This is a genomic window from Streptomyces sp. NBC_00986, assembly GCF_045162565.1.
Classification (GTDB): domain Bacteria; phylum Actinomycetota; class Actinomycetes; order Streptomycetales; family Streptomycetaceae; genus Streptomyces.
Genome location: NZ_CP108733.1, coordinates 6,729,905 through 6,751,644, shown reverse-complemented (window position 1 = coordinate 6,751,644; position 21,740 = coordinate 6,729,905). Strand labels below are relative to the sequence as shown.

The 21,740-nt window shown below is 70.2% G+C and carries 16 protein-coding genes; 5 read left to right on the top strand and 11 right to left on the bottom strand.

The features are described from left to right. Window positions 1-3: 3 nt before the first annotated feature. The 11 genes from OG504_RS30260 to OG504_RS30210 form a co-directional block, all read right to left on the bottom strand. The gene (locus OG504_RS30260) at window positions 4-1,134 is read right to left on the bottom strand and encodes an acyl-CoA dehydrogenase family protein (protein ID WP_405992629.1); all 1,131 of its coding nucleotides are present in this window, start codon (window positions 1,132-1,134) and stop codon (window positions 4-6) included. 69 nt (window positions 1,135-1,203) lie between these two features. Continuing rightward, the gene (locus OG504_RS30255) at window positions 1,204-3,054 is read right to left on the bottom strand and encodes an acetyl/propionyl/methylcrotonyl-CoA carboxylase subunit alpha (protein ID WP_405992628.1); all 1,851 of its coding nucleotides are present in this window, start codon (window positions 3,052-3,054) and stop codon (window positions 1,204-1,206) included. Between the two features lie 8 nt (window positions 3,055-3,062). Further along, a complete protein-coding gene (locus OG504_RS30250) occupies window positions 3,063-4,661 on the bottom strand; it encodes an acyl-CoA carboxylase subunit beta (RefSeq protein ID WP_405992627.1) in 1,599 nt (532 codons plus the stop codon). Continuing rightward, window positions 4,658-6,385, bottom strand: a complete 1,728-nt coding sequence (locus OG504_RS30245) for an acyclic terpene utilization AtuA family protein (protein ID WP_405992626.1) — start codon at window positions 6,383-6,385, stop codon at window positions 4,658-4,660. Before OG504_RS30245 ends, OG504_RS30250 begins: the two co-directional genes overlap by 4 nt. After that, complete coding sequence (locus OG504_RS30240; protein WP_405992625.1) at window positions 6,382-7,191, bottom strand: TIGR03084 family metal-binding protein; 810 nt, start codon at window positions 7,189-7,191, stop codon at window positions 6,382-6,384. Before OG504_RS30240 ends, OG504_RS30245 begins: the two co-directional genes overlap by 4 nt. A gap of 1,488 nt (window positions 7,192-8,679) precedes the next feature. Further along, window positions 8,680-9,624 (bottom strand): EamA family transporter, encoded by a 945-nt coding sequence (locus OG504_RS30235; RefSeq protein WP_405992624.1) that lies wholly within the window; start codon window positions 9,622-9,624, stop codon window positions 8,680-8,682. A gap of 112 nt (window positions 9,625-9,736) precedes the next feature. Then, window positions 9,737-11,779, bottom strand: coding sequence for an ABC transporter ATP-binding protein (locus OG504_RS30230; protein ID WP_405992623.1), 2,043 nt, complete (start codon window positions 11,777-11,779; stop codon window positions 9,737-9,739). A 104-nt stretch (window positions 11,780-11,883) separates the two neighbouring features. Beyond that, window positions 11,884-12,015 (bottom strand): hypothetical protein, encoded by a 132-nt coding sequence (locus OG504_RS30225; RefSeq protein ID WP_019072556.1) that lies wholly within the window; start codon window positions 12,013-12,015, stop codon window positions 11,884-11,886. 268 nt (window positions 12,016-12,283) lie between these two features. Further along, on the bottom strand, window positions 12,284-13,408 hold the full coding sequence (locus tag OG504_RS30220; RefSeq protein ID WP_405992622.1) for a lipid II:glycine glycyltransferase FemX: 1,125 nt from the start codon (window positions 13,406-13,408) through the stop codon (window positions 12,284-12,286). 52 nt (window positions 13,409-13,460) lie between these two features. After that, on the bottom strand, window positions 13,461-14,222 hold the full coding sequence (locus tag OG504_RS30215; RefSeq protein WP_405992621.1) for a metallophosphoesterase family protein: 762 nt from the start codon (window positions 14,220-14,222) through the stop codon (window positions 13,461-13,463). Continuing rightward, a complete protein-coding gene (locus OG504_RS30210; RefSeq protein ID WP_405992620.1) occupies window positions 14,219-17,095 on the bottom strand; it encodes an FAD-binding and (Fe-S)-binding domain-containing protein in 2,877 nt (958 codons plus the stop codon). Before OG504_RS30210 ends, OG504_RS30215 begins: the two co-directional genes overlap by 4 nt. 267 nt (window positions 17,096-17,362) lie before the next feature. Between OG504_RS30210 and OG504_RS30205 the strand changes: the two genes are divergently transcribed. The 5 genes from OG504_RS30205 to OG504_RS30185 are packed head-to-tail and all read left to right on the top strand — an operon-like array spanning window position 17,363 to window position 21,701. After that, a complete protein-coding gene (locus OG504_RS30205; RefSeq protein WP_405992619.1) occupies window positions 17,363-19,096 on the top strand; it encodes an ATP-binding protein in 1,734 nt (577 codons plus the stop codon). After that, window positions 19,093-19,497, top strand: coding sequence for a roadblock/LC7 domain-containing protein (locus OG504_RS30200; protein ID WP_329251992.1), 405 nt, complete (start codon window positions 19,093-19,095; stop codon window positions 19,495-19,497). The genes OG504_RS30205 and OG504_RS30200 overlap by 4 nt, the downstream gene beginning before the upstream one ends. Further along, window positions 19,497-19,841: a DUF742 domain-containing protein gene (locus OG504_RS30195; protein ID WP_405992618.1), complete on the top strand. Its 345-nt coding sequence runs from the start codon at window positions 19,497-19,499 to the stop codon at window positions 19,839-19,841. Before OG504_RS30200 ends, OG504_RS30195 begins: the two co-directional genes overlap by 1 nt. Then, window positions 19,822-20,499, top strand: a complete 678-nt coding sequence (locus OG504_RS30190) for a GTP-binding protein (protein WP_405992617.1) — start codon at window positions 19,822-19,824, stop codon at window positions 20,497-20,499. The genes OG504_RS30195 and OG504_RS30190 overlap by 20 nt, the downstream gene beginning before the upstream one ends. Next, window positions 20,496-21,701, top strand: a complete 1,206-nt coding sequence (locus OG504_RS30185) for a cytochrome P450 (RefSeq protein WP_405992616.1) — start codon at window positions 20,496-20,498, stop codon at window positions 21,699-21,701. Before OG504_RS30190 ends, OG504_RS30185 begins: the two co-directional genes overlap by 4 nt. Window positions 21,702-21,740: the final 39 nt, after the last annotated feature.

Sequence of the window (21,740 nt, the reverse complement as noted above, 5' to 3'; positions counted from 1 at the left end):
TGTTCAGTACGACTTGGGCAGACCCAGGGTCTGGTGGGAGACGTAGTTGAGAATCATCTCCCGGCTCACCGGAGCAATACGAGCCACGCGCGCGGCAGTTATCAACGAAGCGAGCCCGAACTCGCGCGTGAGGCCGTTGCCGCCGAGGGTGTGCACGGACTGGTCCACGGCCCGCACGCAGGCCTCGCCGGCCGCGTACTTGGCCATGTTGGCGGCCTCACCCGCGCCTGCGTCGTCACCGGCGTCGTACAGGTACGCCGCCTTCTGCATCATCAGGCGGGCGAGTTCGAGGTCGATGTGTGCCTGGGCGAGGGGGTGTGCGATGGCCTGGTGGGCGCCGATCGGGGCGTCCCATACGGTGCGGTCGCGCGCGTACTCGATGGCTCGGGCGAGGGCGTAGCGGCCCATGCCGATCGCGAAGGCGGCGGTCATGATGCGCTCCGGGTTGAGACCGGCGAAGAGTTGGAGCAGGCCCGCGTCTTCGTCTCCTACGAGTGCGTCCGCCGGGAGTCGTACGTCGTCCAGGGTCAGCTCGAACTGCTTCTCCACCGCCTGGAGTTCCATGTCTATCCGGCGGCGGGTGAAGCCGGGGGCGTCTCGCGGGACGATGAACAGGCAGGGCTTGAGGCGGCCTGTTCGGGAGTCTTCCGTGCGGCCGACTATGAGGGTCGCGTCGGCCAGGTCGACGCCGGAGATGAAGACCTTGCGGCCGGTCAACAGCCAGTCTGTGCCGTCTTTTCGGGCTGTGGTGGTGATGCGGTGGCTGTTGGAGCCGGCGTCCGGTTCGGTGATGCCGAAGGCCATGGTTCGGGTGCCGTCTGCCAACGCGGGGAGCCAGGTTTGTTTTTGGGCTTCTGTGCCGAAGCGGGCTATTACTGTGCCGCAGATTGCCGGGGAGACGACCATCATGAGGAGGGGGCATCCGGCTGCGCCCAACTCCTCCAGGACTATGGAGAGTTCGGAGATGCCGCCGCCTCCGCCGCCGTATGCCTCCGGCAGGTTGACGCCGAGGTAGCCGAGCTTGGCTGCCTCGGACCAGAGTTGCTCCCTGTCGTAGGTGCGGCCGTGGCGTTTGCCCAGGGCGGATACGGCTGCACGTAGGGCCTTGTGCTCGTCTGTTTCGGTCGTGGGCATGTGGCTCCTTCGTTGTGGCTGGTCGCGCTCGCGCGGCGGTAGCCGCAAATAGATACAGCCCCGCGCCCCTCAGGTGGGCTTCACTACCGCCAATAGGGCGGCTAGCTGGACCTGTTGGCCCGGCTCGGCGTGTAGGGCCGTTAGCGTGCCTGTGGTCGGAGCCGTGATCTTGTGCTCCATCTTCATTGCCTCCAGCCACAACAGGGGCTCGCCTGCCGTTACTTGGGCTCCTACGGCCAAGCCCTCCGCCACCCTCACCACCGTGCCCGGCATCGGTGCCAGCAGTGAGCCGGGGGCCAGTTGGGCGGCGGGGTCGGGGAAGCGGGGTAGGGCTGTCAGGGTGGTCGCGTTCACGTACACCTGGTCGGTGTCGTAGCTCGCGACCTCGAACTTCCTTTGCACCCCGTCCACTTCGAGTACGACGAGACGCGCGTCGACGTGTACTACCCGCGCCCCTTCCGCCGTCAGGCCCGCCCTCGTGTGGCTGTACTGGACCTCGCACTCGGTGTCGCCCATGGCGTAGCGCTTCACCTGCGGCTGGGACGGGACGTTGCGCCAGGCGCCACCGAAGCGGGAGCGGGCGTGGGTGTCGGCCAGGGCCGCGGCCAGGGGGGCGTGCGGGTCGGGGGCCTGTTGGGTGAGTTCCGGGAGGTGGCGGTCGTAGAAGCCCGTGTCCATGTGGGCCGTCGTGAACTCCTTGTGGCGCAGGGAGTTGACGAGGAGGGGGCGGTTCGTGATCGGGCCGTGGATCGTTGCCTGTTCGAGGGCCCCGGCCAGTTTGCGGAGGGCCTCTGCGCGGGTGGGGGCGTGGGCTACGACCTTGGCGAGCATCGGGTCGTAGTGGACGCCGATGTTGTCGCCGTCGGTGTAGCCGGTGTCGAGGCGGACGCCGGGTGGGACGGCCAGGCGGTGCAGGGTGCCGGTCTGGGGGGTCCAGTCCTGGGAGGGGTCTTCGGCGTAGAGGCGGGCCTCTATCGCGTGGCCGTGCGGGCTTGGCGGGTTGTTTTCGAGGGGCTCTCCCTCGGCGATCCGCAGTTGCAGGGCCACCAGGTCTATGCCGAACACGGCCTCCGTGACGGGGTGTTCGACCTGGAGGCGGGTGTTCATCTCCAGGAAGTGGGCCTTGTTGTCGGAGGAGACGAGGAACTCGACGGTTCCGGCGCCCTCGTAGGCGACCGCGCGGGCGGCACGTACTGCCAACTCGCTCAGATCCTGCGCCAGTTGGTCTGACAGGCCCGGTGCCGGGGACTCCTCTATCACCTTCTGGTGGCGGCGCTGGAGGGAGCAGTCGCGGGTGCCGAGGGACCAGACCGTGCCGTGGATGTCGGCGAGGATCTGGACCTCGACGTGTCGGCCGCCTTCTACGTAGGGCTCGACGAAGACCTCGACGTCACCGAAGGCGCTCATCGCCTCAGCTCGGGCTGCCGTCAACTCGGCTTCCAGGTCAGCGAGTTGGCGTACGACACGCATGCCGCGCCCGCCACCGCCCGCCGCGGCCTTCACCAGGACCGGGAGGTCGGACTCGGTGACGTTTTCCAGGGGCGGGATGCCCATCAGTTGCTTGGCGCGGGTCTTGGAGGCCATGGCCTCGATCGCCTCGGGCGGGGGGCCGATCCAGAGCAGGCCGGCGGCCTGGACGGCGCGGGCGAAGTCGGCGTTCTCGGAGAGGAAGCCGTAGCCGGGGTGGACGGCGTCGGCGCCCGCCGCGACGGCCGCCTTCACTATCAACTCCCCGCGCAGGTACGTCTCCGTGGGCGTCGAACCGGGGAGCCGTACCGTCGCGTCGGCCATGCGGGCGTGGAGCGCGTGCTCGTCGGCGTCCGAGTGCACGGCGACCGTCCGGATGCCCAGCTCACGGCAGCTACGGAAGACGCGGCAGGCGATCTCGCCCCGGTTGGCGACCAGTACTGTCGAAATCACGTGATCCCTCACATCCGGAAGACGCCGAAGCCACCGCGCGCACCCTCGTAGGGCGCGGTGTGGATGGCGGACAGGCACAGGCCGAGGACGGTGCGGGTGTCGCGCGGGTCGATGACCCCGTCGTCGTACAGCCGCCCCGACAGGAACATCGGCAGGGACTCGGACTCGATCTGCTGCTCCACCATGGCGCGCAGCGCCGCGTCCGCGTCGTCGTCGTAGGGCTGCCCCTTCGCTACGGCCGACTGCCGGGCGACGATCGAGAGCACGCCGGCGAGTTGCTGGGGGCCCATGACGGCGGACTTGGCGCTGGGCCAGGCGAAGAGGAAGCGGGGGTCGTAGGCGCGGCCGCACATGCCGTAGTGGCCGGCGCCGTACGAGGCGCCCATGAGTACGGACAGATGCGGTACGCGGCTGTTGCTGACGGCGTTGATCATCATCGCGCCGTGCTTGATGATGCCGCCCTGTTCGTACTCCTTGCCGACCATGTAGCCGGTGGTGTTGTGCAGGAAGAGCAGCGGGATGTCGCGCTGGTTGGCCAACTGGATGAACTGGGCGGCCTTTTGGGACTCCTGACTGAAGAGGACGCCTTGGGCGTTCGCCAGGATGCCGACGGGATAGCCGTGCAGGGTGGCCCAACCCGTCACCAGGCTCGTGCCGTAGAGGGGCTTGAACTCGTCGAAGTCGGAGGCGTCGACGAGTCGGGCGACGACCTCGCGGGGATCGAAGGGGGTTTTGAGGTCCCCGGGGACGATGCCCAGCAGCTCGTCCTCGTCGTACTTGGGAGGTGCCGCCAGGGCCGGATCGGCGTACGCCTTGCGGTGGTTGAGGCGGGCGACGACGCGGCGGGCCTGCCGCAGCGCGTCCTGCTCATCTACGGCGAAGTGGTCCGCGAGGCCCGAGACGCGCGCGTGCATCTCGGCGCCGCCGAGCGACTCGTCGTCGCTCTCCTCGCCGGTCGCCATCTTCACGAGGGGCGGCCCGCCGAGGAACACTTTCGCGCGCTCCTTGACCATGATCACGTGGTCGGACATGCCGGGGATGTACGCGCCGCCGGCGGTCGAGTTGCCGAAGACGACAGCGATCGTCGGGATGCCGGCGGCCGAAAGCCGGGTCAGATCACGGAAGATGGCGCCGCCCGGGATGAAGATCTCCTTCTGGGAGGGGAGATCGGCGCCTCCGGACTCGACGAGGCTGATGCAGGGGAGGCGGTTGGCGAGGGCGATGTCGTTGGCGCGCAGGGCCTTCTTCAGCGACCAGGGATTGCTTGCGCCCCCGCGCACGGTCGGGTCGTTGGCGGTGATCAGGCACTCCACGCCTTCCACGACCCCGATGCCGGTGACGAGTGAGGCGCCGACCGCGTAGTCGCTGCCCCAGGCGGCGAGCGGGGAGAGTTCGAGGAAGGGGGTGTCGGGGTCGAGGAGCAGTTCGATGCGCTCGCGGGCGAGCAACTTGCCGCGTTTACGGTGCCGTTCGACGTACTTCGGCCCGCCACCGGCGAGCGCCTTCGCGTGCTCGGCGTCGAGTTCGCCGAGTTTGGCGAGCATGGTCTCGCGGTTGGCCGCGTAGTCGGGACCGTTGGTGTCCAGGGCGGTCGGGAGGACGGTCACAGGAGGACCTCCGGTATGTCCAGACGACGGGAACGCAGCCATTCGCCCAGGGCCTTGGCCTGCGGATCGAAACGATGCTGGGCGGCGACGCCCTCGCCGAGAATCCCCTCGACGACGAAGTTGAGGGCGCGCAGGTTGGGCAGAGCGTGCCGAGTGACCACCAACTCGGCGGTCTCCGGCAGGAGTTGCTTGAATCTCTCGACGGTCAGCGCATGGGCGAGCCAGCGCCACGCCTCATCCGTACGCGCCCACACCCCCACGTTGGCGTTCCCTCCCTTGTCACCGCTACGGGCCCCGGCGACCAGACCGAGGGGCGCCCGCGTCGTGGGCCCGTCCGGCGGAGGCTCGGGGAGGGCCGGCTGCGGAAGGTTTTCCAGTACGCGGGTGTGGTGGGCCGGGGCCACAGCAATCCGGCGCCCGTCGTGGAGGACGGCCACATGGTCGACGTCACCATGGGGGACATACACATCATCGAAGACGCCATAGGGCGCTCCCTTTCCAGGTGGGGTCAGCACATGGAAGCCGGGGTAACTGGCCAGTGCGAGCTCGACGGCGGCGGCGCTCAAGGCCCGCCCGACGACCTCCTGATCGGAATCCCGCACGACGAGCCGCAGCAGTGCGCTGGCGGTCTCCTCGGTGGAGGCGTCCGCGTGGTCGGTACGGGCGAGATCCCAACGGAGTTCACCGGGCCGGGACTTGGCGTTCCCCTCGTCGAACGCGGCCTCCATCTGCTCCCGGACGAGAGTGGCCTTGCGCTCGATGTCGAGCCCGGTGAGCACGAAGGTGACCTCGTTGCGGAAGCCCCCCAGCCGATTGAGCCCGACCTTGAGAGTCGGCGGTGGAGCTTCCCCACGCACACCCTCGATCCGCACCCGATCGCCCCCGTCCCCGCCCCCGGTCCCGTCCTCCCCGATCCGGATGGTGTCGAGGCGGGCGGTGACATCGGGTCCGGCGTAGCGCGCGCCGTGCGTCTCGTAGAGGAGCTGCGCGGTGACGGTACCGAGGTCCACCACTCCCCCGGTGCCGGGGTGTTTGGTGATGACGCAGGACCCGTCCTCATGAATCTCGGCGAGCGGAAACCCGGGCCGGCGGAGCTTCTCCGGTGCGTGCTCGGTGAAGAAGGCGTAGTTGCCACCGGTCGCTTGCGTCCCGCACTCCAGCACATGCCCGGCGACCACGGCCCCCGCCAGCCGGTCGTAGTCGTCGGCCGCCCACCCGAAGTGAGCGACGGCAGGCCCGGTGACCAGGGCGGCGTCGGTGACCCGCCCGGTGACCACGACATCGGCCCCCGCATCAAGACAGGCGGCGATCCCGAAGCCACCGAGATAGGCGTGCGCGGCCAGGGCATCCGGATACCGCCCGGCGAGATCGTCCCCCTCGACATGCGCGACCCGTACGGCCATCCCGAGCCGATCGGCCAACTTCCGTACGGCGTCGGCGAGTCCGGCGGGATTCAGCCCCCCGGCGTTGGTGACGATCCGCACCCCGCGCTCCTGGGCGAGCCCGAGACACTCCTCCAACTGCTTGAGGAACGTACGGGCGTACCCGGCGCCGGGGTCCTTCAGCCGGTCCCGTCCCAGGATGAGCATGGTCAGCTCGGCGAGGTAGTCACCGGTGAGGACGTCCAGTCGACCGCCGGTGAGCATCTCGCGAAGGGCGTCGAACCGGTCGCCGTAGAAGCCGGAGGCGTTGCCTATGCGGAGGGGGGCGACGGTGGAGGTCACTGTCCGTCCCCCTCCTTCGGCTTCGGCGGGCGCCCGGCGCCGGGTGGCCCCGCGAAGGCCTGGGCGATGTCGAGCCACTGATCGGCGTCGGCACCGACCGCCTCCACCGCGAGGTCGGAGCGGTGGGCGCGCTGGGTGACGAGGAGGCAGAAGTCGAGGGCGGGGCCGGTGACACGTTGCGGGGCGTCTTCGGGGCCGTAGACCCACAACTCACCCTCGCCGGAGGGAGCGCGGAGTTCGACACGGAACTCCTCGCTCGGCGGAGTGAGCCCATGCACACCGAAGGCGAAGTCACGTGCGCGCACACCGATGCGCACCACATGCCGAAGCCGGTCTGTAGGTGGCCGAACCACACCGACCGCGTCTGCGACATCCTGCCCATGGGCCCAGGTCTCCATAAGCCGACCGGTGGCCATGGAGGCGGCCGACATGGGTGGGCCGTACCAGGGGAAACGGGTTCCTGTGGGTGCGGCGTACAGGGCGGATAGCAGGGCCGTCCGCCCGGCCCTCCAGTCGGCGAGAAGCTGAGCGGGGGTCTTCGCGGCCCCCTCCTGCGCGCCCTCGTCCACGAACGTCTCAGGAGTGGCGAGCGCCTTCTCGACCAGCGCGCGGAACGCTTCCTCGTCCGTCACCGCGAGCAGGGCGGAGTGGTCGGTCCAGGCCAGGTGGGCGATCTGGTGGGCGACGGTCCAGCGGGCAGCGGGCGTCTCGAAGGCCCAGCCCTCCGGCCTCAACTCGGCCACAAGCCGGTCGAGTTCCTCGCTCTCCTCACGCAGGTCGTCGAACACGCGCGTCGGATCGGACATGGGGGGGAGCATGGCAGGGGCACCAGAAACAATCAAGCGTGCTTGCATTATTTAAGTTCGGGTGGGCTGGATGGGGTGGGGTGGGCGGGTTACTGCGGCCCTGCGTCGTGAAGTGACGGGTGGGCCGCCCGCTTCTTGGTCAGTGTCGGGATTGCGGGAGCCGAGTAAAGGGCGCTCCCTGCGGTCGCGTCGGCTGCGCCGATTCCGCTGCGCTCCACCCTTGACTCGTCTCCCGCAATCCCGGTTCAGAAGCGAGCGGGCGGCCCGGAGGGATGGGTGGCCAAGGTAGGAATCCCCTTGCCTGTACTGCGTTGTCGGCCGGTGCGGAGGGGACGCGTTCGCGTCTCGCCAGCACGCCGGGCGGGCTTAGCGGCTACCGGCCGGTGAGGTGCGAGGGTGCGCGCTGCCGCCCCGCCAGCACGCCCCCTCGGCTCAGCGGCCAACGGTGGATGGGGGAGTGGGCGGGGGTGGGTGGATCGGGGGTGGGTGGATCGGGGGTGGGTGGATGGGTGGTTGCTGGAGGCTGTAGGTAAATCTAACCACTTTCATGCCCTTTTGCTGGTTAGAAAGAGCCCCGGCTTCCGGAGAGGGCGGGGTCGGGGGCGAGGTGGCGCGCAGGCAGGGACTCCCTCTGGGGCAGATCCAGGCCGGGCGAGGAGGCGCGTTCGCGTCTCGCCAGCACGCCACCTCGACTCAGCGGCCAACGGTGGATGGGTGAGGGTGGGTGGCTGCTGGAAGCTGTAGGTAAAACTAACCGCTCTGACGCACTATCACTGGTTAGAAAAGACCCCAGCTTCCAGAGATGGCAGGGTCCAGGGTTGGGTGCGAGGGGGTGCGTTGGCGTCTTGCCTGCCCGCCGGGTCGGCTTAGCGACTGTCGGCCGGTGGGGACCTGCTGCGCAAGAGACCAAGGGGGCGAGGGGACGCGCTCGCACCTCCCCCACATTCCCGGCAGGCTCGGCGGCCGGTGATGGGCAGTTCCGACCCGTGGACGCGGAGGATGCTCCGGGCCCGTCCCGAGTGGTGGCCCGGGTGGCGGCCCGGGCCGTGGCCCGTCGAAGTGTGACAGTCGAGGGGGAAGTGTCACGTTTCGCAGACCCGCATACCCTCCCCGCCCCCGCCGCTCGGAACCGTGGCCTCTCTGGAAGCCAGGGTCTTTTCTAACCAGTCAAAGGTCGCGAAGGTGGTTAGATTTGCCCCCAGCTTCTGGCGACCTCCCACTCAGGGTTGGCCGCTGAGCCGAGGTGGCGTGCCGGCGAGACGCGAACGCGCCCCTCCGTACCGGCCCGCAACGCAGTACAGGTACGGCATATGTACCTGGCCACCCGTTCCTCCGGGCCGCTCGCTCGCTTCTGAAACGGGCTGGAGCGGCCCTAGTCAAGGGTGGCCCGCAGGGCCATCGCCGCAGGCGACGCGACCGCAGGGAGCGCCCTTTACTCGGGCCGTGGAAGCCCGACACTGGCCAAGAAGCGAGTGGCCCAACGGTCACCTACGGCTCTACGTTCGCCTTCCCCCGGCCCACCTGTGTCCGCACCGCCCCCATACTCGCCGCGATGACCAGCGCAATAGCCATGGCTTCGGGAACGGACAGTGCCTGGTGGAGGATCAGGAAGCCCGCGGTCGCCGCCACGGCTGGTTCCAGGCTCATCAGGATGGCGAAGGTGGAGGAGGGGAGGCGGCGCAGGGCCAGGAGTTCGAGTGTGTAGGGGAGGACCGAAGACAGGACCGCTACCGCGGATCCGAGGGCGATCGTCGCCGGGTTCAGCAGCTTCGTGCCTGACTCCGCGACGCCCAGCGGTAGAAACACCACCGCCGCCACGACCATCGCCAGCGCCAACCCATCGGCCTGCGGAAAGCGACGTCCCGTACGGGCACTGAAGACTATGTACGTGGCCCACATGGCGCCGGCCCCCAGGGCGAAGGCCACGCCTACAGGGTCCAGGCTGCTGAAGCCTCCGCCGCCGAGGAGGAAGACGCCCGCCAGGGCGAGTCCCGCCCACACGGCGTTCAGCGCACGCCGGGACGTCAGGACCGAGAGGGCCAGCGGGCCCAGCACCTCCAGCGTCACCGCCGGGCCCAGGGGGATGCGGGCCAGCGACTGGTAGAAGAGGCCGTTCATCGCGGCCATGGTGATGCCGAAGACGACGACCGTGCCCCAGTCCGCTCGCGAGTGGCCGCGCAGGCTCGGGCGACAGATCACGAGGAGAACCACCGCGGCCACCAGCAGCCGTAGCGTCACCACACCCAGCGCCCCCACCCGGGGCATCAGCGTCACCGCCAGCGCGCCACCGAACTGCACCGAGATACCCCCGGCCAGCACCAGACCCACCGGCCCGAGCGAGCCCCTGCGACTAGGGGCGACGGCCGGACCGGCGGTCGGGCCGACGGACGGGGTGGCCACGGGGGCGGCGGGCGGCGTACTGGGGATGCTCACGGGGGCTTCCAGGGCTCGGTTCAGCGCGCATTCGTCCATCACGATGCACTGCTCGGTCCATGGTAATGGACTTCGACAGGTGTGCGAACCCTTTATGCAACTGTCATTGCGGCTAGTCCCGGAACAGGGGCCGCCCGTCGGGGAGCGTGGTGGGCATGGGCCCGAAGAGGGGATCGGAGTACTCCGGGTACTCGGTCTGCGGGTAGGTCGGCTGATACGTCGGCGCGTACGACGGCTCGTACGACGGCTCGTACGTCTGCGGGGCCCAGCTCTCGACGAAGACCGGCGCCGCGGGATACCCGTAACCGACGCCCGCCTCCGCGAACGACGGCAGCCTCAACTCCCCGGTGTCCATCGCCACGTTGTTCTGCGACCGGTGCAGCCGCGAGTACGCCCCGCCCAGCGCCATCAGCTCGGCGTGCCGCCCCGTCTCCACGATCCGCCCCCGGTCCACCACCAGGATGCGGTCGGCGTCGGGGGCGAGGTTGAGGTCGTGGGTGATCATGATGGTCGTGCGGCCCGCCATCAGGCGTCGTAGGGGCTTCACCACACGGCGGGCGGCCATCGAGTCCAAGCCGGTGGTCGGTTCGTCGAGGACCAGGACCGGGGCGTCGCGCAGGATCGCGCGGGCGATCGCCAGGCGCTGGAGCTGACCGCCGGACAGGCGGGCCGAGTTGGGGTCGACCTTCGTGTCGTAGCCGTCGGGGAGGCGGAGGATGAACTCGTGGGCGTCGGCCGCTATCGCCGCGTCCATGATCGCCTGCTCGCTCGCGCCGGGGCGGCCGCAGGCGATGTTCGCGCGGACGGTGTCGTGCAGGACCAGGGTCTCCTGGGGGAGCAGGGTCACGTACTCGCGCAGGCGGGCGAGGGGGAGGTCACGGAGGGGGACGCCGTCGAGGAGGACCTCGCCCGCGTCGGGGTCGTAGAAGCGGAGGAGCATTTTGGAGACGGTGGACTTGCCGGCGCCGCTGGGGCCGGTGACGATCACCAGTTCGCCGGGGTTGACGGTGAACGAGAGGCCTTCCAGGGCGAGTCGGTCGGTGCCGGGGTAGCTGAAGGTGACGCCGCGGAGTTCGACCGTGCCGTCGGGGCGGCCGGTCTCGGAGTCGTGGGCGGGGTCGGCGACGGACGGGCGTACGTCGAGGATCTCGATGAGGCGTTCGGCGCCCGCGGTGGCGGCGGTGATGGTCAGGCCGAGTTGGGCCAGGCCGCGGACGGGCGGGTAGAGGTAGCCCAAGAAGGCCGAGAAGGCCAGGAGTTGGCCGAGGGTCATGCGGCCCGTCGAGATCTCCCAGGCGCCGATGCCGATGACGGCGAGCACGCACACGGTCTCGATGACGGCGACGAGTTGCTCGTAGGCCTCGTTGAGCCGCGTCGAGCGGACGGAGGCGCGGAACCAGGCGCCGGCCTCCTCGTTCAGGCGGCGGCGTTCGGCGTCGCGGCGGCCGTAGGCCTGGGTGAGGACGATGTTGCCGAGGGACTCCTCGACGACGGAGGTGATCGCGCCGTCGGCGACCCGGCCCTCGCGCGAGACGTCCTTGATGGAGCCGGAGAAGCGGCGGGCCGCGAGCCAGAAGAGGGGGGCGAGCACGAAGGTGGCCGCGGCGAGGTCCCAGCGCAGCCAGAACGCGGCGGCGGCGTAGAAGAGGGCGGAGAAGACCGCGGAGGCGGTGCCGACGACGCCGGAGACGACGAGGGTCTCGATCGCCTCCACGTCACCGGTGAGGCGGGACAACAGGTCGCCCTGGCGATGCCGTTGGAAGAAATGCGGGGGCAACTGCTGTACGTGGTCGAAGACATGCTCGCGCAGTCTCATCACGAAGCGTTCGGTGGCCCAGGCGGCAAGGGAGTTGCCGGCGTACGAGACGAGCGCGCCGACGATCGCGACGCCCAGCCACTTCGCGGCCGGGCTCCAGAACGCGCTCAGTGAGCCCTTCGCGAGGGCCCGGTCGGTGAGGTCGGCGAAGAGGAGGATGGCCTCGGTCTCGGCGAGCGCGCCGATCACCGTGCACACCCAGACGAGGACCAGCCAGCGTCTGAGACCGCGGGTCAGCGGCCAGAAACGACGGAAAGCGGTGCGGGCGGGAATGGTGGGAGTTCCGTAGTCCTCGTCGTATTCGAGGTCCTCTTCGTCCGTGTCCGGATATGAATCCACGCCCGTGATCCCCTTCACTTTCCGTCATTAGAATTCTTTGGATTTTCGAATTCGGGAAAGAAAAGAGGGCCGACTGCGTGGGTCGGCCCTCTTCTACTGCCGGTTCAGCTGTCCTGGCCGGGCAGCGGCTTCGGCAGCGGCTTGGGCTCGTGCTTCTTGCGGGGCTTCGGGGGCGGCGGGGGCGGAAGCTGCTGCTTCTTGGGCTTGGGCAGCGGGGCGAGCTTGTTGAGGCCCATTCCGAACTCCTTGGTTGTGCAGACGAATTTGTGCGTCAAAGTCGAGCGTTTTACCGCCCGGGGAATTCCCGACACCCAGAAACTTACACGGCCCTGCAGCCAAGTCGCAGCAAAGTCGTCGACCGAACGGCAAACATGGGCTGTGAATACCTTTGTGAATCCTGAGTTACGGCCGCCAACCTGAGAGTTCTCTGATAAACCTGAGAGCAGTCTTAATGAACCTGTGCTTCCGCCCTCAAGCGAGGGCCTGCCCGAGGCCGTCCGGCCCTCAGCGGCGCGCCATGTAGAGGTCCAGCGCCTTGTGCAGCAGCCGGTTGAGGGGGAAGTCCCACTCCCCGAGGTACTCGACGGCTTCTCCGCCCGCGCCGGCCTTGAAACGCAGCAGCCCCAGCAGGTGGTTGGACTCCTCCAGGGTGTCGGTGATGCCCCTGAAGTCGTATACGGCCGCGCCCAGTTGATGGGCGTCGGTCATCATGCGCCACTGCATCGCGTTGTTGGGCTGCACCTCGCGCCTGCGGCTGGTGGAGGCGCCGTAGGAGTACCAGACGTGCCGGCCGACCGTCAGCATCGTGGCCGCGGCGAGGATCTCGCCGTCGTGGTGGGCGAGGTAGAGGCGCATGCGGTCGGGGTGTTCGGCGGTGAGGGCGGTCCACATGCGCTGGAAGTAGGGCAGCGGGCGCGGGATGAAACGGTCGCGCTCGGCGGTCTCGGCGTACAGCTCGTAGAAGGCGGGGAGTTCGTCGTAGCCGCCCTGGACCACCTTCACGCCGGCCTTCTCGGCCTTCTTGATGTTGCGCCGCCACTGCTGGTTGAGCCCGCGGTGGATCTCGTCCAACGACCGTCCAGCGAACGGCACTTGGAAGACATACCGGGGCTGCCCGGCCGCGAACCCGTCCTCTCCCCCGGGCTCCGTCTGCTGCCAGCCCGCACGGCGCAGGCGGTCGGCGACCTCGTAGGCACGGGGTTCGTACGACGTGGGCGCGGCGTCCTTCAGCCGGCGCGCGTCGGGATCGGCGATCGCCGCCTTCACCGCGTCCGCGCTCCAGCGGCGTACGACGACGGGCGGGCCCATCTTCACCGTGAACGCGCCCTGCGACTTGAGGTGCGCGAGCATCGGATCGAGCCAGCGGTCGAGATCGGCGGCGTGCCAGTCGATGACCGGACCCTCGGGCAGGTACGCGAGGTACTTCTTGAGTTTGGGCACGGGCCGGTACAACACGAGTCCGACTCCGACCAACTCCCCGCTCCCCTCGAACCACCCGAGACTCTCCGCCCGCCAGTCGGGCTTCACCGCACCCCACGACGGCACCTGCATATGGCTGGCGGAGGGGCGCGCGGCGATGAACGCGAGGTGTTCGGCGGGGGTGATGGGGCGGAGACGGAGGTTGGTCATACGCGGGCTCCCTGGCGGATCGAAACCGTGGTCGAACGGCCAGCCTAGGCAGTCATCCGCGCCCGTCCCGGGGTCCGAACACCTCCATCGCCTCCGTGTCCGACGCCCTCGCGTTGAGGAAGTAGTCCGCCCACTCCGCGATCTCCGGGTAGCCGGACTCGCGGGTGAGGCGGGTGATCGCCGCCGGGATGTCGTACGGCGTGACGCGCAGGTCCGTGCCCGGGCCCAGGAGGCACCAGTGTGCGCCGGGGCGGCCGTACGGCATGCCGACGCTGCCGGGGTTGACGATCAGGCGGCCGTGGGCGAGGCGGACGTACGGCATGTGGGTGTGGCCGCAGACGATCGTGCGGACGTCGTCGTCAAGGCCGGTGAGGACCTCCGTCCAGCGGGCGGGGCGGGAGTCGACCAGGACAACTTCCTCGTCGTCCCGGGGAGTTGCGTGGCAGAAGAGGACCTTGCCCAGGCCGCGGATCGTGAGGGTGAGCGTCTTGGGGAGGGTGGCCAGGAAGTCGATCTGGTCGGGGCGGAGGGCGGTCGCCGCGTACGGGGCGATCGGGTCGGGGATGTCGGCGCGTTCGCCTCTGCGGTACTCGACCAGTTCGCGGTCCGCGTTGCCCGAGATCCACAGCACTCGGTCGGCCTGGGCTCTCAACAGGTCTACTGCTTCCGCCGGTTGGGGGCCCGCCGTGATGTCGCCGGTGAGGACGATGCGGTCGGCGGCGGCCACCTCCGGTTCGGCCAGGACCGCTTCCAGGGCGGGGAGCACGCCGTGGATGTCGGAGAGGACGGCGACCCGGCCCAGTTCGTCGGTCACTTCGCTTCTCCCTCCAGCGCGTCCGCCAGGACCTCCGCGAGATGCCGACCCCGTACGCCCGCCAACTGCTCCAGCTGCGTACGGCACGAGAAGCCGTCCGCCAGGATCAGCGCGTCCTCCGGTGCCTGGCGTACCGCCGGGAGGAGTTGTTCCTCGGCGCATGTCGCCGACACCTCGTAGTGGCCCTTCTCGAAGCCGAAGTTGCCCGCCAACCCGCAGCAGCCGCCCGCCAGTTCACCCGTCAGGCCGGCCGCCTCGCGCAGGCGGCGGTCGGGGGCGTCGCCCAGTACCGCGTGCTGGTGGCAGTGGGTCTGACCGACCGTGGGGCGGTTGATGCGGGGCGGGGCCCAGTCGGGGGCGAGGCGTTCCAGGGCTGCGGCGAAGGTGAGGACCGAGGCGGACAGGCGGGCTGCTCGGGGGTCGTCGGGGAGTAGTTCCGGGAGGTCCGTGCGGAGGGCTGCCGCGCAGCTCGGTTCCAGGACGACGATGGGCACATCCCCCGCGCCCGGGAGCTCGCCCATCACGTCCAGCGTGCGGCGCATCACCTCGCGGGCGCGGTCCAGTTGGCCCGTCGAGACGTATGTCAGGCCGCAGCACACCGGCTTGCTGATTCTCCTCATCGCCGGCAGGACCGGGAGTACGCCCAGCCCGGCCGCCTCCAACACCCGTACCGCCGCCTGCCCGACCGCCGGCGAGAGGTGTTCCGTGAACGTGTCCGGCCAGAGGAGGACATGACCCCGCGCGGGCGTCTCCGAGTACTCCACTCCCGCCCGCATGCTTCGCCGCGTCGCCGCCCTCACCTCCCGTCGCCATCCGCGCGTGAACGTCGTCCCCGCCACCCGCGGAATCCCCCGCTCCCCCGCGATCCCGCCCAGCCGCTTCGCCAGCGCCGCCAACGGCCGTACGGAAGCGAGGGAGTTGACCAGCCATGCCGTGCGGGTGCGCGCCACCAGCCGTAGCCAGCGCGGCAGCCACCCCATCGCGTAGTGCGCCGCGGGCCTGCGCCGGCCCTCGTAGTGGTGGTGCAGGAACTCCGCCTTGTACGTGGCCATGTCGACCCCGACCGGGCAGTCCGTGCGGCAGCCCTTGCAGGACAGACAGAGGTCCAGCGCGTCACGGACCTCCGTCGACTGCCAGCCGTCGGTGACCAGTTCGCCCGCGAGCATCTCGTGGAGGAGTCGGGCACGCCCGCGCGTGGAGTGCTGCTCCTCTCCCGTCGCGCGGAACGACGGGCACATCACCGACGGCCCGTTCGCCTCTGTCGTACGGCACTTGGCCACCCCCACGCACCGCCGTACCGCCGCCGAGAAGTCCCCGCCGTCGGACGGGTAGCCGAACACCACGTCCACCGGCTTGCGCGGGAGCACCGAGAAGCGGAGGTTCGTGTCCAGCGGGGCGGGCCGCACGAGCATCCCGGGGTTGAGGAGGTCGTCCGGGTCCCAGACTCCCTTCGCGCGCTCGAAGAGGGTCACCATCTCCTCGCCGTACATCTTCGGGAGGAGTTCCGCGCGCGCCTGACCGTCCCCGTGTTCGCCGGAGAGCGAGCCGCCGTGCGCCGCCACCAACTCCGCCAGCTCCTCCGAGAAGCGGCGGAAGCGCGCCACCCCCGGCTCCGTCAACAGGTCGAAGTCGATGCGGACATGGATGCAGCCGTCCCCGAAGTGGCCGTACGGCGTGCCCCGTAGGCCGTGCGCGGTCAGCAAGCCCCTGAAGTCCCGTAGGTACGCGCCCAGTCGGGCCGGCGGTACCGCGCAGTCCTCCCAGCCCGGCCACGCCTCCGAACCGTCCGGCATGCGCGTCGCCGTACCGCTCGCGTCCTCGCGGATGCGCCACAGGGTCCGTTGACCCGCAGGGTCCGTGACCACGAGGGAGTCGAGGACGTCGGCCGCGCGGACGATGGTCTCCGCACGCGTGCGTGCCTCCGCCTCCGTGTCGCCGCCCGTCTCCACGAACAGCCAGGCTCCGCCCCGGGGGAGGTCGGCCGTCGAGCGGACCAGGTCGGCCGCCATGCCCTCCACCGTCAGCGGGCCGTGGACCAGCAGGCCCGCCGCCGCCTCCGCCGCCGCGCCCTCGTCGGCGTAACCGAGCACCGCCAACGCACGCGCGCGGGGTGCCTCGACGAGGCGTACGACCGCCTCCGTGAGGATGCCCAGCGTGCCCTCGCTGCCGCAGAAGGAGCGGGCCACGTCCGCGCCGTTCTCGGGGAGGAGGGCGTCCAACGCGTAGCCCGAGATACGGCGGGGGAGGTCCGGGAAGCCGGTGCGCAGGCGGGCCAACTCGGTCTCCACGAGCGGGCGCAGGCCTTCCGGAGCGCCTGTCCAGTCGCGGCCGGGGTGCAGAAGATCCCCCCGCGCGGTGATCACCGACAGTTCACTCACGCTGTCCGCCGTCGTGCCCCAGGCGACCGAGTGGGAGCCGCAGGAGTTGTTGCCGATCATGCCGCCGAGGGTGCAGCGGCTGTGGGTCGAGGGGTCGGGGCCGAAGCGCAACCCGTGCGGGGCGGCGGCCTGTTGGAGGCGGTCGAGGACCAGGCCGGGCTGGACGACCGCCGTACGGGAGGCGGGGTCCAGGGACACCAGTCCGTTCATGTGGCGGGTGAAGTCCAGGACCACACCGGTGCCCGTCGCCTGGCCGGCGATCGACGTGCCGCCGCCGCGGGCCACCACCGGCACCCCGTGCGCCCGGCAGGCAGCGAGCGTCGCCGCCACGTCGTCGGCGTCACGGGGTGCGACGACGCCCAGGGGGACGCGTCGGTAGTTGGACGCGTCCATGGTCGTCAGCGCCCGGGACGTGACGTCGAAACCGACCTCGCCCCGGACGGTCCTGCGCAGCTCCGCCCGCACACCCGCCAGTTCCGCCTGAAGATCCGCCATGTCCCCAGCATGCACCCGACCACTGACAGTGACCGTCCGGCATCTGGCGAAACGTTCCGGGATACTTCGCATCCACAGGGCACCGATTCCGTAAACGCCTCCAGAACCTCCCCAGTTCGATCACTAATTCTCATATAGTGACCGGCAGTTGAGCACCCGGTGTCGCTTCTCGCCCAGGAACCCGACGAGCACCCCCCGAGGACACGACCGAGGACGACTGAGGACCACGACCAAAGACGCCCGAGGACCCGACCGAGGACCCCCTTCATGACCGCCCCCATACTTCCCGGCGAACGACCCACCTTCCGCACCGTCGCCCCCGTCCCCCTGTTCACCGCCGTACTGGCCGGGCTCGCGGTCGCCGGCGCGGTCTATGTGACGCCCGGCTCGAAGCGGCTCGCGGTCGCCTGCGGTGCGGGGGCCGGTGCGCTGCTGCTGTGCGCGGCCGTCGCGCTCGCCACGCACGCGTACCAGACGGCCCGGATCACCCGCCGCCGCCTCGAGGCCGTCACCCTGGACGCGGGACGCCTGCTGCAGGAACGGGCCCGGCTGAGCACGGACTTCGACCGGGAGCGCGTGCAGCTGACCGAGGAGCTGACCCACGAGCGGGCCCGGCTGACCGCTGAACTCTCGCAGGAACGCGCCCGGTTGACCTCCGACTTCTCCCAGGAGCGCATGCGGCTCACCACCTCCTTCGCGGAGGAGCGCAGCCGCCTCACGGAGGAGAGCGAGCTGGAGCGCGCCCGGCTGAGCGCCGAGAACAAGCAGCTGGCCGAGCGGGCCCGCCGCGACTCCCACGAGCGTGCCGCCGCGCTCTCCGCGACCGCCAACGCGGCGGGCCGGATGCAGGCGTTGGCCACCGGCATGCTCGCCGACCTGCGCGCCATGGAGGAGCGGCACTCGGACGAGGACGTCCTCGCCGACCTGCTCCACCTCGACCACCGCACCGCGCAGGCGGGCCGTCTCGCCGACTCCGTCGCCGTCCTCACGGGCGCGCGCTCCGGGCGCCGTTGGGCGCGCCCGATCGCCATGGAGTCGATCCTGCGGGGCGCGATGGGCCGCATCAGCGGCTACCAACGCGTGCGCGTGCACTCCGCGAGCGACACCGCCGTCGCCGGGCACGCGGCCGAGGGCGTGATGCACGCGCTCGCCGAACTCCTCGACAACGCCGCGAACTTCTCGCCGCCGAGCGCCGAAGTGCATGTCTACGTAGAAGAAGTGCCCGCCGGGGTCATCCTCTCGGTGGAGGACAGCGGCCTGGTCATGGGCGACATCCAGCTGCGCCGTGCCGAGCGTGCCGTCTCCGGTGACTCGACCGAACTGGGCGGCCTCACCGGCACCCGGCTGGGCCTCGCGGTCGTCGGGCGGCTGGCCCGCAAGTACGGCCTGAAGGTGTCGTACCGGCCCTCCGCGCGGGGCGGCACCGGCGTCCTGATGCTCGTACCGCAGGACATCCTGGTGCCCCAGGACGCGCCGGCACCGCAGGTGTCCCTGGACCTCCCCGAGGCGTCACCGCAGCCCTCGCCGTCAACACCGGGGGATCCGGAGGCAGTTGCTGAGCCCGCGGCCTCCGTCCGGGACCATCCCTGGATGTCCTACGCCGCCGGACGCACCCTCGCCGACCTCGACCCGGACCCGGTGCCCACGCACGAGTCGCCGGACCGGGACGCCCCTGCCGATGCCGTGCTGGACGTGGCGAACACGTTGCCCGAAGGCCTCCCCAAGCGTCGCCGGGGTCAGGCACTCGCGGAGGCCGAGCGTTCACGCGCGCGTGCCGAGTCCGCCGCCCCCGAGACGACACGCCCCGCCCCCTCGGCCGACGACACCCTCGTCCGCACCGCCCGCTTCAACAGCTTCCGCCAGGCCGTGCGCGAGGCGGCGACCGACCAGGGCACGCGCGCGTCCGACACCGACGCGGACAGCCCTGTATCAGCGGACAGCCCCGTATCTGCAGAGCCCACCCCCTCCCTCTCCCACCCGGAAGGCAACCCCACCTCATGACCGGCACGACGACCGCCGACGAGAAGCTCACCTGGCTCATCGAGGGCCTCCTGGAGCGCACCCCGGGCGCGCGGCACGCGCTCGTGCTGTCGCGGGACGGCCTGAAGCTGTGCCGGACGCCCGAACTCTCCGTCGACCAGGCCGACCAGCTCGCCGCGATCGCCGCCGGGATCCAGTCGCTGTCGCACGGCGCGTCGGTGGAGTTCGGGGACGGCAGCGGGGGTGTGCGCTCCGCGATGACGGAGTTCTACGGCGGCGTGCTGTTCATCGTCGAGGCGGGTGAGGGGGCGCACCTGGCCCTGGTCACCACCGAGGACGCGGACGCGGGGCTGATCGGGCACAACATGAGCGAGCTGGTCGAACAGCTCGGCGAGCACCTGCGCGCGGAACCCCGTACCTGATGACCCGCCCCGGCAGGGACGACTCCCCCGACCGCCTCTACACGCTCACCGGAGGCCGCACCCGTTCCGGCCCGGACAGCCCGTTCGACCTGGTGACCCTCGTGGTCGCCGAGTGCGATCCGGTGACCGGGATGCAGTCGGAGCACGCGGCGATCCTGCGGATCACCGAACACCCCACGGCCGTCGTCGAGTTGGCGGCCGAGCTGAAACTCCCGGTGAGCATCACCAAGATCCTCCTCTCCGACCTTCTCGCGGCCGGCCGGGTCAGCGCCCGCCATCCGCGCAAGGCCGATCTCGATCCCGACGTCCTGGAACAGGTGCTCGTTGGACTCCGCAACCTCTGACGCGCGCACCCCCTTGGGTGCCTCCGCCGACAACGGCCTGAAGATCGTGGTCGTCGGCGGCTTCGGCGTCGGCAAGACCACGCTGGTCCGCTCGGTCAGCGAGATACGTCCCCTCAACACCGAGGAGACGATGACGAAGGCCGGCGAGGCCGTCGACGACATCAGCGAGGTGCGCGGCAAGTCCGCGACCACCGTCGCCTTCGACTTCGGCCGCATCACGCTCGACGCCCGCAACGTGCTGTACCTGTTCGGCGCCCCCGGGCAGGAACGGTTCTGGTTCCTCTGGGACCGCCTCTTCTCCGGGACGCTCGGCGCGGTCGTCCTCGTCGACACCCGCCGGATCGGCGACTCCTGGTACGCCATCGACCGCCTCGAACACCACGGCACCCCCTTCATCGTGGCCTGCAACGACTTCGGCGGCACCACGTACGCCCCGCAGCAGATCCGCGAGGCCCTCGACCTCGACCCGCACGTCCCCCTCCTGGACTGCGACGCCCGCTCCCGCGCGTCCGCGAAACAGGTCCTGATCACCCTGGTCGAGCACGTCAAGAACGAACAGACCAAGGCCCGTTACGACGGCCAGGGTCCCGGTCGCTACGACGGCCAGGTCCCCGCCCGCCCCCAAGTCCCCGCCCCCCACCAGGAGTTGTCCCTGTGACCGCGCCCGTACCGCTGAGTGGACCCAGGTTCCAGACCGAACCGGCGCAGCTGTACCGGGAGATGCGGCGCGAGCACGGCGCCGTGACCCCCGTGGTGCTCGACGGCGACATACCGGCCTGGCTGGTGCTCGGCTACCGCGAGCTGCACCAAGTCACCGGCGATCCGGTGCTGTTCAGCCGTGACTCCGACCTGTGGAACCAGTGGGACGGCATCCCCGACGACTGGCCGCTGCTGCCGATGATCGGCCGTAAGCAGCCGTCGATCCTCTACACGGTCGGCGAGCGGCACCGCGAGCGCGTCGGCATGATCAGCGACGCGCTGGAGGCCGTCGACCCGTCCGAACTCCGGTCGTACACCGAGAAGTTCGCGGACGAACTGATCGACGGGATCTGCGCCAAGGGCGAGACGGACATCGTCGGCGACTACGCGATGCTGCTGCCGGTACGGGTCCTGGCCCGGCTCTACGGCTTCCGGGACGAGCAGGGTCCGGGCCTGGTGACCGCGCTCAACGACATGATCGACGGACGTGAGCGGGCGATCGCCGGGCAGACCCATCTGGCCACGTCCATGGGGCAGTTGCTGGCCGACCGGAAGGAGAAGCCGGCCGACGACGTCGTGTCGCGGATGCTGACGCACGAGTCCGGCTTCAACGACATCGAGATCGCCCAGGACTTGATGGTGATGATGGCGGCCGGTCACCAGCCGACCGCCGACTGGATCGGCAACTCGCTGCGCCTGATGCTGACCGACGACCGTTTCGCGGCCTCCCTCTTCGGCGGCCGCAACAGTGTCGCCGAGGCGATGAACGAGGTCCTCTGGGAGGACACCCCGACGCAGAACGTGGCCGGGCGCTGGGCCTCCCGCGACACCCAGCTCGGCGGCCGCCGCATCCGCGCCGGCGACCTGCTCCTCCTCGGTCTCCAGGGTGCCAACTCCGACCCCCAGGTCCGCACCGACGGCTCCGCGCTCACCGGCGGCAACAACGCGCACTTCTCCTTCGGGCACGGGGAGCACCGGTGTCCGTTCCCGGCGCAGGAGGTGGCCGAGGTGATCGCGCGGACGGGGATCGAGGTCGTACTGGACCGGCTGCCGGACATCGACCTGGCGGTACCGGCCGAGTCCCTCACGCGCAGGCCCTCGCCGTGGCTGCGCGGACTGACGGAACTGCCGGTGCGGTTCACGCCCGTCGCCGCGCTCTGAGTTCCGACCCCTGCGCCCTGCCCCTGCCCTTCCTCTGAG

What these genes read in the sequence shown, in the direction of transcription:
- OG504_RS30195 (WP_405992618.1), top strand. Translation starts at nt 19,497, where the DNA reads ATGACCCGCCCCGGCAGGGACGACTCCCCCGACCGCCTCTACACGCTC.
- OG504_RS30205 (WP_405992619.1), top strand. Translation starts at nt 17,363, where the DNA reads ATGACCGCCCCCATACTTCCCGGCGAACGACCCACCTTCCGCACCGTC.
- OG504_RS30220 (WP_405992622.1), bottom strand. Translation starts at nt 13,408, where the DNA reads ATGACCAACCTCCGTCTCCGCCCCATCACCCCCGCCGAACACCTCGCG.
- OG504_RS30240 (WP_405992625.1), bottom strand. Translation starts at nt 7,191, where the DNA reads ATGTCCGATCCGACGCGCGTGTTCGACGACCTGCGTGAGGAGAGCGAG.
- OG504_RS30200 (WP_329251992.1), top strand. Translation starts at nt 19,093, where the DNA reads ATGACCGGCACGACGACCGCCGACGAGAAGCTCACCTGGCTCATCGAG.
- OG504_RS30260 (WP_405992629.1), bottom strand. Translation starts at nt 1,134, where the DNA reads ATGCCCACGACCGAAACAGACGAGCACAAGGCCCTACGTGCAGCCGTA.
- OG504_RS30225 (WP_019072556.1), bottom strand. Translation starts at nt 12,015, where the DNA reads ATGGGCCTCAACAAGCTCGCCCCGCTGCCCAAGCCCAAGAAGCAGCAG.
- OG504_RS30210 (WP_405992620.1), bottom strand. Translation starts at nt 17,095, where the DNA reads ATGGCGGATCTTCAGGCGGAACTGGCGGGTGTGCGGGCGGAGCTGCGC.